The following is a 12,784-nucleotide window of genomic DNA, read 5'->3' as shown; positions in this document are numbered from 1 at the left end:
CCCTAGCGGCCGTCGAGGAGCGGTTGGCGCGGGTCCCACGTGGTGCCGTCGCGCTCGTCGCGGCGGCGCCGCGCGATGCCCGACAGGACCTCCAGGACGACGCGGTTCGCCAGCGCCGAGGTGATCTCGGCGTGGTCGTAGGGCGGTGACACCTCGACCACGTCGACGCCGGCGACCGGCAGCTCGTAGGCGATCCGGCGCACCGCGTCGAGCAGCTGGCGGGCGGTGAGGCCGCCGGGCTCGGGGGTGCCGGTGCCGGGGGCGTGCCCGGGGTCGCACACGTCGATGTCGACGGACAGGAACACCCCGTCGCACGCGTCGGTGGCGATCGCGAACGCCTCGGTCAGGCACTCCTCCAGCCCGCGCGCGACGATCTCGGTCATCTCGTAGGAGCGCATGCCCTGCTCGGCCATCCACGCGAGCGTCTCGGGGCCCGGCCAGTAGCCGCGCAGGCCGAGCTGCAGGAACCGGTCGCCGCGGACGGCCCCGGACTCCAGCAGCCGGCGCATCGGCGTGCCGTGCCCGACCAGCGAGCCGAACTCGATGTCGCCGGTGTCGGCGTGCGCGTCGAAGTGGATCATCGAGACGCGGCCCTGGCCGAGGTGCTGCGCCACCCCGGCCGCGTCGGGCCACGCGATGGTGTGGTCGCCGCCGAGGACCAGCGGGATCGCGCCGTTGCTCGCGATCGCGTGCACCGCTTCCTGGAGGTCGCGGACGGAGCGCTCGGCGTCGCCGGAGTACATCTCGACGTCCCCGGCGTCGTGTACGGTCAGGTCGCCCTGGAGCCCGTCCACGCGCAGCGCCAGCGACGGCCGCGACCCGTCCTGCGGCAGGTAGCAGGTCTGCCGGATGTACTGCGGGCCGAACCGGGTGCCGGGCCGGTGGGACGTCCCGCCGTCGAACGGGGCGCCGAGGATGACCACGTCGGCGTCGGCGTAGGTCGCGGGGTCCGACCAGGTGCAGCGCGGCACTCCGAGGAAGGTGATGTCGGGGCCGTACTGCGGTCCGTACCGCTGCGACGTGGTCATTCGGCGTCCTCCGGTTTCGTGGGGTGTCAGGCGGCGGCGCGGCGGCCGCGCATCAGCGCGGCGTAGACGGCCGCCGAGATCAGGATGCCCGAGGGCAGGGAGAGATCGACACCGTCGGCCGCCTTGGCGAGCTCGCCGGTGTAGAGGGTCGTGTTCAGGCACTGGGAGGCGACGGCGGCGCCGGCGAGCAGCGCGACCGCCCCGGCCCGGTTGACGCCGCCGCGGTACCAGAACGGCGCGTCGCGGGACTCGTCGCTCAGGGCCCGGCCGTCGTAGCGGTTGCGGCGCAGCAGGATGTCGGCGGCGTAGATGGCCATGGCGGGGCCGAGCAGCGCGACCATCAGCTGGAGCATGTTGTTGACGGTGTCGAGGAAGTTGGAGACGAGCAGCGCGTACAGGGTGAGCGCGACGCCGAGGGTGCCGTCGAGGGCGACGCTGCGCGAGCGGCGGAGGCGGACGCCGACGGCCTGGAGGGCGAGGCCGGAGCTGTAGGCGGTCATGGCGTTGTTGGCGATGGTGCCGAGCACCACCGACAGCAGGAACACCGGCGTGAACCAGGACGGCAGGATCGTCGCGAGCGCGGTCTGCGGGTCGGACATGTCGAGGACGGTCCCGGCGAGGGCGCCGAGCGCGGTGAACACGACGCTGGGGATGAACGCGCCGAGCGCGGTCCATCCGGCGATGGCCTTCGGCGAGGCGCCGGACGGCAGGTACCGGGAGAAGTCGGCGCTGTTGGTGTAGGAGAGCGGGCCGGACGCGACGAGGGCAAGGCCCGCGGACAGGGCGGCCCACAGCGCGGCCCCGTGCAGGGCGTGCTGCGGCCGGTAGTCCCACTGCGCGTGCGTGGCGACGTACCCGGACAGGACGACGAACGCCACGGTGAGCACGCAGGTCAGCGGCCCGTACAGCTTCACGATGGTGGCGTGCCCGTAGACGCTGATGGCGAGCGTCGCGGCGGCGATCGCGACGATGGTGACGACCTTGACGGGCGTGCCCGGGTGGACGCCGAGCTCCTCCAGCAGCCCGAACGCGGCGAGCGAGGCCGCCGCCCAGTTGAGCGCGAGGTAGCAGACGGAGACGAACCAGCCGTTCACCGCGATGTTGACCCGGTTCCCGCGGATCCCGTACATCGCCCTCATGATCACTTCGCTGGGCGCGCCGGCCGCGGGGCCGCTCACCGCGAGCAGCCCGACGAGGATCCAGAACAGGTTCCCGAGCACGGTGAGGACGAGCGCCTGCGCGAGGTCCAGGCCCATGAGGACGAGGGCGCCGCCGATGACGAGGGCGAGGTAGCTGACGTTCGGCGCGGCCCAGACGGCGAACAGCTCGCGCGGCCGGCCGTGCCGTTCGGTCTCGGGGATGAAGTCGATGCCGCGCGCCTCGACGCGGCCGGCCCGGTCGGCGGCGTGCGGGGGCGCGGGGGCCTGCCCCTGGGGGTCTGGAATCGTGGACGCCATGCGTGTCCTCCGGAGGGTGGAGCACCGGAACCTTGTCTATTGGTCGCATAACCAATAACGTGGAGGCGATGTTGTCAAGAGCCGCACCGAAACGGGTCCGCAAGACGCCGGAGGCCCGCCGCGCCGAGATCGTCGCGGCGGCGTCCGCGCTCGCCCTGACGGAGGGCCTGGAGTGCGTCACGCTGCGCCGGGTCGCCGACGAGCTCGCCGTCCGCCCGGGCCTGATCAGCCACTACTTCCCCGCGGTGGAGGACCTGGTCGCCGAGGCGTTCGGCGCCGCGGCGACCGCCGAGCTGGACGACCTGATCCCCGCCGACCGGCCCGCCGGGAGCCCGCTGGAGCACCTCGCCCGCTTCTTCGTGCTCACGACCGGCGCCGGATACGACGGGGTCAGCCGGCTGTGGCTGAACGCCTGGCACCTCAGCCGCTACCGCCCGGCGCTGCGCGAGCGCGTCGACCGGCAGGAGACGCTGTGGCGCGAGCGGCTGGCCGGGCTCGTCCGGGACGGCGTGGAGGCCGGCGTCTTCCAGGCCCGCGACCCCGACGTGACCGCCCGGCGGATCCTGGTCGTCCTCGACGGGCTCGGCTCCCATGCCAACACCGACCGATCGGACCGCCCGCCCGAGGTGACGCACCTCGCCGTCGTCATCGCCGAGCGGGAGCTCGACCTGCCGGAGGGGAGCCTCGTCGCCCGGGTGACCGCGGCGCACGTGCCCCGCCCGGCCCGCGACGAAGGAGCCCCCTGTGCCCGCTGACCTGGTGCTGCTGTCCGCCCGGCTGCTCGATCCCGTGGACGGGCGGCCGTCGCCGCACACCGCGCTGGCCGCCGCCGGCGGCCGGATCACCGCCCTCGGCGACGACCGCGAGATCCGCGCGCTCGCCGGGCCGGGGACGGCGGTGCTCGACCTGCGCGGCGCCGTCGTCACGCCCGGGCTGGTGGACGGCCACATGCACCCGGTCGCGGGCGCCGAGCGGACGATGGGCGTCGACCTGTCCGGCTGCCGCGACCTGCCGGCCGTCCGGGACGCGCTCGCCCGCGCGGCGCGCGAGCTGCCGCCCGGCGGATGGCTGCGCGGCTGGGGCCTCGACCCCAACGTGTTCGGCGGCGAGGCCATCACCGCCGCCGCGCTCGGCCCCGCCTTCCAGGACGTCCCCGCCGCCGTCGACCTGTTCGACGCGCACTCCATGCTGGCCGGCCCGCGCGCGCTGGAGCTCGCCGGGATCGACGGGCCGCGCCGGTTCGAGCAGGGCGCCGAGATCGTCGTCGACGGCGACGGCCGCCCCACCGGCCTGCTGCTGGAGGACGCCGCCTGCGCGCTGGTGGAGGACGTCGCGCCCCGACCGACGCCCGCCGAGCAGCGCGAACGCACCGCCGCGGTGCTGCGCGGCATGGCCGCCGCGGGCCTCACCGGCGGCCACGTCATGGACGGCCACGGCCTGGACGTCCTCGCCGGCCTCGACGCTGACGGCGCGCTGCCGCTGCGCCTGCGCGTCGCGCCGTGGTGCCAGCCGGGCGGTGACGCCGGCGGCCTCGCGCGGCTCATCGCCGAGCAGGGCACCGGCGGACGGCTGTGGACGGTCGCCGGCGTGAAGCTGTTCATGGACGGCACCATCGACAACGGCACCGCCTGGCTGGAGCGCCCCGACTGCCACGGCGAGTCCACGCACGCCTTCTGGCCCGACCCCGACGCCTACACCCGCGTGATCGGCGAGCTGCACCGCGCGGGCGTCCCGACCGCCACGCACGCCATCGGCGACGCGGCCGTCCGGCACGTCCTCGACTCCGTGGAGAAGGCGGCGGGCGGGGAGGGCTCACCGGTCCGGCACCGCGTCGAGCACATCGAGACCGTGCCCGACGACACCGTCCGGCGCTTCGCCGCGCTCGGCGTCACCGCGTCCATGCAGCCGACGCACTGCTGCGAGTACACCCGCGCCGACCACACCGACAACTGGTCGCGCCGGCTCGGCGAGGAGCGGGCGTCCCGCGCGTTCCGCTGCCGGGACCTGTGGGACGCGGGCGCCACGGTCGTGCTCGGCTCGGACTGGCCGATCGCGCCGTTCCCGCCGCTCGCCGTCATGGCCGGGGCGCGGCACCGCCGGCCGGGCCGCGACCTGACCGAGCCGCCGCACGGCCCCGCGCAGGCCCTCACCCCGCTGCAGGCGTTGCAGGGCTGCACGGTCAACCCGGCGCGGGCCGCGGGCGAGGAGGCGGTGGCGGGCCGGATCGCGCTCGGGTACCGCGCCGACCTCACCGTCCTCGCCGACGACCCGCTCTCCGTCGCCGACACCGACCTCGCCGCGCTGCCGGTGCTGCTCACCGTCCTGGACGGGCGCATCACCCACCGCGACCCGGCGCTGTGAGCCTCTCGCCGGTCAGGCCCCGTCCTCGGGGGTGACGCCGTCGGGCAGGACGTTCGGGCGCGCCTTCTCCACCAGGGCGGGGATCACGTCGTCCAGCTCGTGCGGGTCCCAGCGCGCGCCCTTGTCGACGACCGGCCCGGCGCGCCAGCCCTCCGCGACGCTGATCCGCCCGCCGCGCACGTTGAACACCCGGCCGGTGATCCCGCGCGCCCCCGGGCTCGCCAGCCACACCACCAGCGGCGCGATGTTCGACGGGTCCGCCGGGTCGAACCCCTCGGCGGGGCGCTCGCGGCCCGGCACCAGGTTCTCGGTCATCCGGGTCAGCGCGGCGGGCGCCACCGCGTTCACGGTCACGCCGTAGCGCCGCAGCTCGCGGGCCGCGATCACGGTCAGCGCGGCGATGCCCGCCTTGGCCGCGCCGTAGTTGCCCTGCCCGGCGTTGCCGTAGATGCCCGACGACGAGCTGGTGTTGATGACGCGCGCGTCGACCTCGTGCCCGGCCTTGTGCCGCTCCCGCCAGTACGCGGCGGCGTGCCGCAGCGGCCCGAACGTCCCGCGCAGGTGGACGGCGATCACCGCGTCCCACTCCTCCGCGGACATGTTGACCAGCATCCGGTCACGCAGGATGCCCGCGTTGTTCACCAGGACGTGCAGGTCGCCGAACCGCTCGACGGTCGAGGCGACGAGCCGGCGGGCGCCCTCGAAGTCGGACACGTCGGTGCCGTCGGCGACGGCCTCGCCGCCCATCGCGCGGATCTCGTCCACCACCTCGCCCGCCGGGCCGTCGGACGAGCCCGTCCCGTCGACCTGCGCGCCCAGGTCGTTGACGACCACGCGGGCGCCGTGCCGGGCGAACTCCAGCGCGTGCTCGCGGCCGATGCCCCGGGCCGCCCCGGTCACGATGACCACCCGTCCGTCGGCGATCGCGGTCATGGTCGCTCCCTCCGTCCCGGGCGGCCGGGTGCCGGCACCGCCGCATGCTAGAAGCCATTTCTAGAATTGGCTTTCAAAACGATGCGACGGGAACCCTCTGATGTCAATGGGCTCCGGTCACGCGCCCGCGGCCCGGATCCGGATGAACGGGACACCGGCACCACGAAGGCCGATGAGATAGCTTTCCAACGGTGGAAAACGCTGGAGTGTCCGTCGGCGGGGCGCGGGGGCCCGGCCGGGGCGGCGGCACGGACGCCGGGGGCCCCGAGGGCGCCAGCGGCGCGGCGTCCTTCCGCGGGCGCCTGCTGGCCGGCCTCGCCGACTCGATCCGCGAGCGCGGCTACCGCGAGACCACCATCTCCGACATCGTCCGCCACGCCCGCACGTCCCGGCGCACCTTCTACGAGGAGTTCCCGACCAAGGACGCCTGCTTCGTCGAGCTGCTCCAGGTGACGAACCGGATGCTGCGCCGGCGCGTCGCCGAGGCGATCGACCCCGCCGCGCCGTGGGAGACCCAGATCCGGCAGGGCGTCGAGGCGTACGTCGACATGGTCGCCTCCGAACCCGAGATCACGCTGAGCTGGATCCGCGAGCTGCAGGCGCTCGGCGCCGGCACCGCCCGGCGGATGCAGCGCGAGGCGGTCGACACGCTGTTCCGGCTGCTGCGCGACGTGACCGGGAACCCGGAGATGGTCCGGGCCGGGGCGCATCCGATCACCCGCCCGTTCGCGCTGATGCTGATCGGCGGGCTCCGCGAGCTCACCGCCACCCTGGTGGAGGACGGCGCGGACGTCCGCGACATCACCGAGGTCGCCGTCGAGGCGACGATCGCGCTGTTCCGGCCGGTGCCGGAAAACCGCGGCGGCGCACCGTCCGCGGGCCGCTCCGGCGGTTTTCCGGATCCCCGGAACTGACCTTTCGGCCGCCGCTCGCGGCCCCGCCGAATTTCCCTTCTCCGGCACGGTAGGCGCGCGTACGGCACCGTGGTACCGTCCCGTACCACCATCTCCGTGCCCGTGGCACGCGAGGCCGCCATGCCGAGAGCATCGTCCAGAAGAGCGCGCGATGACCGACATTGACGAGGACGACTTCACCGATCACGCCGTCCACCTGGAATACACATGGCGGACCTGGCGGTACATGCTCACCAGCGCCGCCGCGCCGGCCCTGCTGTGCGTCAGCGCGAACGGCATCCTGCGGCTCGGCAGCTTCGTCGACTGCGCCGCCGCCGAGCGGGTGTTCTGGGACGTGGTCACGCTGGCCATCCAGGACGCCGGCGACCACCTCGCGGACATGCGCGTCAACAGCACCCGGGCCGCCGTCGTGCTGGAGGGCCCGCCGGACGGCCGCGCGCACCTCGCCGTCCGCTCGGCGTCCGGATTCAACCTCGCGCACTGCTACGACACCTCCTACGACGCGCTCGACGCGTGGGCGCAGATGGCGAGCGAACTGGCGCTCGGGCCGTGCGGATGATCGGCCCGGACCGCGCTTTCCGAAATGCGGGGAGAACGCCGGTGCCCGGGGAATTCGCCGCACCAGAAAAACGATCTCCGGAACGCGCGGTTCAGCGCCCCGAATCGCCGCTTCCCCACGGCCCGCTTCCGCTTGCTCCGCTTCCTCCGCTTCCTGACGGCCCGCTTGCCGATGGGCCGCGTCCCGCGGACACCAGTCCCGTCTCGTAGGCGAGCACCACGGCCTGCACCCGGTCGCGCAGGTCCAGCTTCGCCAGGATGCGCGCCACGTGCGTCTTGACCGTCGCCGCGCTGAGCGTGAGGCGGTCGGCGAGCTCGGCGTTCGACAGCCCGGTCGCGAGCAGCCCGAGCACCTCCAGCTCGCGGGGCGTCAGCCGGGACAGGTCGCGGTGCACGGCCGGACGCGTCCGGAGGTCGTCCTCCCGGGGCGCGAAGCGCTCGATGAGGCGGCGGGTGATGGCCGGCGCGAGCAGCGCGTCCCCGGCCCGGACGAGCCGGACCGACGCGGTCAGCCGCTCGGGCGTCACGTCCTTGAGCAGGAAGCCGCTCGCGCCCGCGGTGAGCGCCGCGTAGACGTAGTGGTCCAGGTCGTAGGTGGTGAGGATCAGCACGCGGGCGCCGCCGCCGGCCGCGGTGATCTCCCGGGTCGCCTCGATGCCGTTCATCTCCGGCATCCGGACGTCCATCAGCACGACGTCGGGACGGGTGCGGCGGACGGCGGCGACCGCCTCGAAGCCGTCCGCGGCCTCGGCGACCACGTCGATGCCGTCCGCGGCGAGGATCATCCGGAAGCCGGTGCGGACCAGCGCCTGGTCGTCGGCGATCACCACCCGCAGGGCCGCGCCGCGCGCCCCGCTCCCGCCGCCGGCGTCCGCGGCGGTCACGGCGTCCGCCAGGGGATCGTGGCGGCGACGCGGAACCCGCCGGCGAGGGTGCGGCCGGACTCCAGCGTCCCGCCGTAGACCGCGAGCCGCTCGCGCAGGTTGATCAGGCCGCGGCCGTCGCCCATCCGCGCGCCCGTCCCGGCGCCGGGCGCGCCGCCCGTGTCGGTGACCTCGATCCGCAGGTCGTCGCCGTCGCAGCGGACCGCCACCGCGGCGGACGCGCCCGACGCGTGCTTCATCGCGTTGGTCAGCGCCTCCTGCACCACCCGGTACGCGGTGAGGTCGACGCCCGGCGGCAGCGTCCCCGGCGGCGGGTCGATGTCGGCGGTGACGCGCAGGCCGGTGGCGCGGACCCGGTCGATGAGCGGGGCGAGCCGGTCCAGGCCCGGCTGCGGCACGGGCACGCCGCCGCCCGCCTCCCCGCCCCCGTCCCCGTCGCCCTCGCCGGACGGCGCCAGCAGGCCCATGACGTGCCGCAGCTCCGCCATCGCGGCGCGGCCGCTCGCCTCGACGTCCAGCATCGCCTTCTTCGACAGCTCGGGGTCGGCGTCCACCACCTTGCGGGCGGCGCCCGTCTGGATCACCATGACGCTCACGTTGTGGGTCACGACGTCGTGCAGCTCCGCCGCGATCCGGGCGCGCTCCACCTCGACCGCGCGGCGCGTCGCCTCCTGCTGCGCCCGCTCGATCTGGGCGAGCCGGCCCCGCCAGAACCGCACCGCCATCGCGAGGACGCCGGCGGCGAGCAGCACGAAGAACGGCGCCGACCAGTCCGGCAGGGAGGCGGCGGTGCCCCGGTAGGCGAGGCCGGCGAGGACGGCCGCGACGCCGAGGCTCGCGACGGCCTGCACGCGGTAGCGGCTGTAGGCGATCGCGCCGAACCCGGCGATCAGGCAGGCCAGCACCGTCACCCAGGTCATGCCGTGGCGCAGCGCCCACGCCGCCGTCAGCACCGCCCAGAACGCGGCGAGCGGGTACCGGCGCCGGAACGCCAGCGGCAGGGTCGTCAGCACGGTCAGGGTCCAGGACGGGTGGACGGGGTCGGGGTGCTCGCCGAACCCGGGCGGGACGGGGGCGTCGGGCGCGAGCGGCCCGCCGAAGTCCACCCTGTCGGGCTGGTCCCCGTTCCCCGTCTGCGCCGCCACGAGCAGCGCCACGGCGGTCACGGCGAGGGCGAACAGCGCGTCCGCGGCGAGGGCGCGGCGCGACGGCGGCTCCCCCGCCGGCTCCGGCCGGAGCAGGCCGCGCAGCCGCCCGCGCCCCTCGCGCGCCGTTTCCACGTGCATTTCCCCATTCTGTCCCCCGCCGCCCGGACCCGGTATCGGCTTCGCGGGCGGGGCGGTCGGCCGCGCGGCGTACATCGCGAGGATGACGCCCGGCGGGGTCGGCCGCGCGGTGTACGGAATGTCGGCGCGGCGGCGGACGACCCGGACGCCCCGCCGCGCATAGCTTCACGTCCGCTGACACCGGGCGGCCCGCACGCCGCCCGCACGCGGAGGGCGGGAGCCTCATGGGACATGTGATCGAGCTGGACGCCGCGGCGAAGGCCTACGGCGGCGCGGGCGCGCCGGCGCTCGGGCCGGTGTCGCTGGACGTGGCGGAGGGCGAGGCGCTCGCCGTCGTCGGGCCGTCGGGCAGCGGGAAGTCCACGCTGCTGAACCTGGTCGCCGGGCTGGACCGGCCGACCGCGGGGACGGTGACGGTGGACGGGCGGCGCGTCGACCGGCTCGGCGAGGCGGCCCTCGCCCGCTTCCGGCGCGAGCGGATCGGGTTCGTGTTCCAGTTCTTCAACCTGCTCGACGACCTCACCGTCGCCGACAACGTCCGGCTGCCCGCGCAGCTCGCGGGGACGCCGCGCCGGAAGGCCGCGGACCGCGCCGCCGAGCTGCTGGAGATCCTCGGCGTCCACCGGCACGCGGGCGCCTATCCGGGACGGCTGTCGGGCGGGGAACGGCAGCGCGTCGCGGTGGCGCGCGCGCTGGTGAACCGTCCGGCGCTGCTGCTCGCGGACGAGCCGACGGGCGCGCTGGACACCGCGTCCGGCCACGAGGTGCGCGAGCTGCTCGCCGAGGTGCACCGGGGCGGGCAGACGATCGTGCTGGTCACCCATGACATGGCGCTGGCGCGGTCGCTCGCGACCCGGACGGTCACGCTGGTCGACGGGACGATCGCGGCCGACGAGCGGGCGGGGGCGGCCCGATGAGCGCGCGGTTCGCCGGGTCGGTGCTGGGCCGGGTGGTCCGGTCGGGGGTGGGGCGGCGGCGCGTCCAGACGCTGGTGGTCGCGCTCGCCACGCTGATGGCGGTGGCGTCGGCGGTCGTCGCGGGGTCGCTGGTCGTCGCGTCGTCGGCGCCGTTCGACCACGCCTTCGCGCGCGCACACGGCGCGCACCTGACCGCGCAGATCGACGCGGGGAAGGCGACGGCGGCGCAGGCCGCGGCGACCGCGCACCTGCCGGGCGTCGCGGCGAGCGCCGGGCCGTTCCCGGTCACGGTCCTCTCGCCGACCGCGCAGCGCGGCGGCCCGCTGCCCGAGCTGACGGTCGCGGGGCGCTCCTCCCCCGGCGGTCCCGTGGACCGGCTGGAGGTCACGGCGGGACGGTGGCCGTCCGCCGGGAACGAGATCATGCTGCCGGCCGATCTCCCGCCGGACGTGGCGGAGACCGGGTCGGCGCTGACCCTGCCGGGCGGAGGGACCCTGACGGTCGTCGGCCGGGCCCGCTCGGTCACCGGCTCCGCCGACGCGTGGATGACGCCGGCCGGGGTGGCCGCGCTCCGTTCGGCGAAGGCGCCCGGGACGGACCAGATGCTGTACCGGTTCTCGGGGTCGCCGACGAAGTCGCGGCTGGCCGCCGACCGCGCGAAGGTCGCGGCGGCCCTGCCGAAGGGCGCGCTGGCCGGCACCCGGTCGTACCTGGACGCCAAGTACGTCGCCGACCGCGAGGCGGCCACGTTCGTGCCCTTCCTGATGGCGTTCGGCGCGCTCGGCCTGGGGATGTCGGTCATCGTCGTCGCCGGCGTCGTCGGCGGCATGGTCGGGGCGAACCTGCGCCGGATCGGGATCCTGAAGGCCATCGGCTGCACGCCCGCCGAGGTCGTCCGCGCCTATGTCGCGCAGGCGCTCGTCCCGGCCGCGGCGGGCACCGCGCTGGGCGTGGTGCTCGGGAACCTGATCGCGTACCCGCTGCTCGGCGACGTGCAGCAGGTGTACGGGACGACCGGCCTCTCGGTCGCCTGGTGGGTGGACGCCGCCGTCGCCGCGGGCGCGCTGCTGGTCGTGGCGGTCGCCGCGCTCGTCCCGGCGCTGCGGGCGGGACGGCTGCGGACCGTCGAGGCGATCGCGGTCGGCCGCGCGCCGGGCACGGGACGCGGCCGGTGGGCGCAGCGGTTCGCCGGGCGGCTGCCGCTGCCGCGCGCGGTGACGCTGGGGCTCGCGACCCCGTTCGCGCGTCCCGTCCGGTCGGCGTCGATGCTCGCGGCCGTGCTGTTCGGGACCGCCGCCGCGACGTTCGCGATCGGCCTCGCGGCGTCGCTGAACACGATCGGCGCCGCCCGCGACCCCGCCGCGAACGCCGCCGTCAGCGTGATGGGCGGAGGCCCCGCTCCGCAGGGACAGGAGCAGGCGCCCCCACAGGGACAGGGACCGGCGCAGGGACAGGGACCGGCGCAGGGGCCGGGGCAGGCGCCCGCGCAGGGGCCGGGGCAAGGGCCGGGCCCGTCTCCGGTGGACGGCGCGAAGGTGGAGGCCGCCATCGCCGCCCAGCCCGGCACGGCGTCCTACTACGGCGTGCGCAGGGCGCGGGTGACCGTGACGGGCGTCGTGGGCGGGGTCGACCTGCAGCTCTACCAGCACGATCTGCGGGCGGGCGCCTACGAGATCATCGCGGGGCACTGGATCACCGGCCCCGGCCAGGCCGTGGTGCCGACGCACTTCCTCGACGCGACCGGCCACCGCATCGGGGACACCATCACCGTGCAGGACCAGGGCGCCGCGGTCCGGCTGCGGATCGTGGGCGAGGCGTTCGACCTCGAGAACGACGGGATGCACGTACACGCTGCCGCCACCTCGTTCGCCGGAATCGAGAAGCGGGGCGCGGCCGACGAGTATCTCGTCCGGCTCAAGCCGGGGGTCTCGACGGCGTCCTACCTCAGCGGGCTGAACAGCGCGCTCAAACCGCTCGGCGCGCAGGCGACGGCCGCCGCCGACGACGTCAGCAGCACGATCGTCGTGCTGGACTCGCTGGCGGGGCTGCTCACGCTGATGCTGGTCACCGTCGCGGGCCTCGGCGTGCTCAATGCCGTCGTCCTGGACACCCGGGAGCGCGTCCACGACCTGGGCGTCTGCAAGGCGATCGGGATGTCGCCGCGGCAGACCGTCGCGATGGTGCTCGCGTCCGTCGCGGGCCTCGGCGCGGCCGGCGGGCTCGCGGGCCTGCCGGCGGGCGTCGCCCTGCACCACCTGGTGCTGCCGCTGATGGGGGACGCGGCGGGCACCCGGCTGACCGCGCACATGGTCGGGGTCTACCGCGTGCCGCTGGTCGTCCCGCTCGCGCTCGGCGGCATCGTGATCGCGGTGCTCGGCGCACTGCTGCCGGCCGGCTGGGCCGCGAAGGCCCGCACCGCCACCGCCCTCCGCACCGAGTGAACGCG

General features: G+C 75.6%; 11 protein-coding genes. 6 read left to right on the top strand and 5 right to left on the bottom strand.

From position 1 onward, the window contains the following. Positions 1–2: 2 nt before the first annotated feature. The gene (gene speB, locus F9B16_RS04150; protein WP_151538469.1) at positions 3–1,028 is read right to left on the bottom strand and encodes an agmatinase; all 1,026 of its coding nucleotides are present in this window, start codon (positions 1,026–1,028) and stop codon (positions 3–5) included. A gap of 26 nt (positions 1,029–1,054) precedes the next feature. Continuing rightward, positions 1,055–2,485: a purine-cytosine permease family protein gene (locus tag F9B16_RS04145; RefSeq protein ID WP_151538468.1), complete on the bottom strand. Its 1,431-nt coding sequence runs from the start codon at positions 2,483–2,485 to the stop codon at positions 1,055–1,057. Positions 2,486–2,553: 68 nt separating this feature from the next. Here F9B16_RS04145 and F9B16_RS04140 point away from each other — a divergent pair, with 68 nt between their 5' ends. Then, positions 2,554–3,240 (top strand): TetR/AcrR family transcriptional regulator, encoded by a 687-nt coding sequence (locus F9B16_RS04140; RefSeq protein WP_151538467.1) that lies wholly within the window; start codon positions 2,554–2,556, stop codon positions 3,238–3,240. After that, positions 3,230–4,846, top strand: coding sequence for an amidohydrolase (locus F9B16_RS04135; protein WP_151538466.1), 1,617 nt, complete (start codon positions 3,230–3,232; stop codon positions 4,844–4,846). The genes F9B16_RS04140 and F9B16_RS04135 overlap by 11 nt, the downstream gene beginning before the upstream one ends. Before the next feature lie 12 nt (positions 4,847–4,858). Here F9B16_RS04135 and F9B16_RS04130 read toward each other — a convergent pair whose 3' ends face one another. Further along, positions 4,859–5,779, bottom strand: coding sequence for an SDR family oxidoreductase (locus tag F9B16_RS04130; RefSeq protein WP_151538465.1), 921 nt, complete (start codon positions 5,777–5,779; stop codon positions 4,859–4,861). A 191-nt stretch (positions 5,780–5,970) separates the two neighbouring features. On the opposite strand from F9B16_RS04130, the gene F9B16_RS04125 reads away from it, so the two are divergent. Together F9B16_RS04125 and F9B16_RS04120 are read left to right on the top strand one after the other, a co-directional pair. Then, complete coding sequence (locus F9B16_RS04125) at positions 5,971–6,693, top strand: TetR/AcrR family transcriptional regulator (RefSeq protein ID WP_225991335.1); 723 nt, start codon at positions 5,971–5,973, stop codon at positions 6,691–6,693. 151 nt (positions 6,694–6,844) lie between these two features. Further along, complete coding sequence (locus F9B16_RS04120; RefSeq protein ID WP_151538464.1) at positions 6,845–7,252, top strand: hypothetical protein; 408 nt, start codon at positions 6,845–6,847, stop codon at positions 7,250–7,252. A 91-nt stretch (positions 7,253–7,343) separates the two neighbouring features. Here F9B16_RS04120 and F9B16_RS04115 read toward each other — a convergent pair whose 3' ends face one another. Both F9B16_RS04115 and F9B16_RS04110 read right to left on the bottom strand, forming a co-directional pair. Then, positions 7,344–8,135 (bottom strand): response regulator, encoded by a 792-nt coding sequence (locus tag F9B16_RS04115; RefSeq protein WP_225991334.1) that lies wholly within the window; start codon positions 8,133–8,135, stop codon positions 7,344–7,346. Continuing rightward, entirely contained in the window at positions 8,132–9,421 is a 1,290-nt protein-coding gene (locus F9B16_RS04110; RefSeq protein WP_151538463.1) for a sensor histidine kinase, read from the bottom strand. Before F9B16_RS04110 ends, F9B16_RS04115 begins: the two co-directional genes overlap by 4 nt. 224 nt (positions 9,422–9,645) lie before the next feature. On the opposite strand from F9B16_RS04110, the gene F9B16_RS04105 reads away from it, so the two are divergent. Both F9B16_RS04105 and F9B16_RS04100 read left to right on the top strand, forming a co-directional pair. Further along, positions 9,646–10,338 (top strand): ABC transporter ATP-binding protein, encoded by a 693-nt coding sequence (locus F9B16_RS04105; RefSeq protein WP_151538462.1) that lies wholly within the window; start codon positions 9,646–9,648, stop codon positions 10,336–10,338. Further along, a complete protein-coding gene (locus tag F9B16_RS04100; protein ID WP_151538461.1) occupies positions 10,335–12,779 on the top strand; it encodes an ABC transporter permease in 2,445 nt (814 codons plus the stop codon). Before F9B16_RS04105 ends, F9B16_RS04100 begins: the two co-directional genes overlap by 4 nt. The last annotated feature ends 5 nt before the right edge of the window (positions 12,780–12,784 follow it).

The organism is Actinomadura montaniterrae (assembly GCF_008923365.1).
Taxonomy (GTDB): Bacteria; Actinomycetota; Actinomycetes; order Streptosporangiales; family Streptosporangiaceae; genus Spirillospora; species Spirillospora montaniterrae.
Note: the sequence above shows the minus strand (reverse complement) of the source record. Positions and strands in the feature narration are given on the sequence as shown.

Excerpts from the sequence above, each read along its gene's own strand:
- F9B16_RS04105 (WP_151538462.1), top strand. The coding sequence starts at position 9,646 with ATGGGACATGTGATCGAGCTGGACGCCGCGGCGAAGGCCTACGGCGGC.
- F9B16_RS04110 (WP_151538463.1), bottom strand. The coding sequence starts at position 9,421 with ATGCACGTGGAAACGGCGCGCGAGGGGCGCGGGCGGCTGCGCGGCCTG.
- F9B16_RS04145 (WP_151538468.1), bottom strand. The coding sequence starts at position 2,485 with ATGGCGTCCACGATTCCAGACCCCCAGGGGCAGGCCCCCGCGCCCCCG.
- F9B16_RS04130 (WP_151538465.1), bottom strand. The coding sequence starts at position 5,779 with ATGACCGCGATCGCCGACGGACGGGTGGTCATCGTGACCGGGGCGGCC.
- speB (WP_151538469.1), bottom strand. The coding sequence starts at position 1,028 with ATGACCACGTCGCAGCGGTACGGACCGCAGTACGGCCCCGACATCACC.
- F9B16_RS04100 (WP_151538461.1), top strand. The coding sequence starts at position 10,335 with ATGAGCGCGCGGTTCGCCGGGTCGGTGCTGGGCCGGGTGGTCCGGTCG.
- F9B16_RS04140 (WP_151538467.1), top strand. The coding sequence starts at position 2,554 with ATGTTGTCAAGAGCCGCACCGAAACGGGTCCGCAAGACGCCGGAGGCC.
- F9B16_RS04120 (WP_151538464.1), top strand. The coding sequence starts at position 6,845 with ATGACCGACATTGACGAGGACGACTTCACCGATCACGCCGTCCACCTG.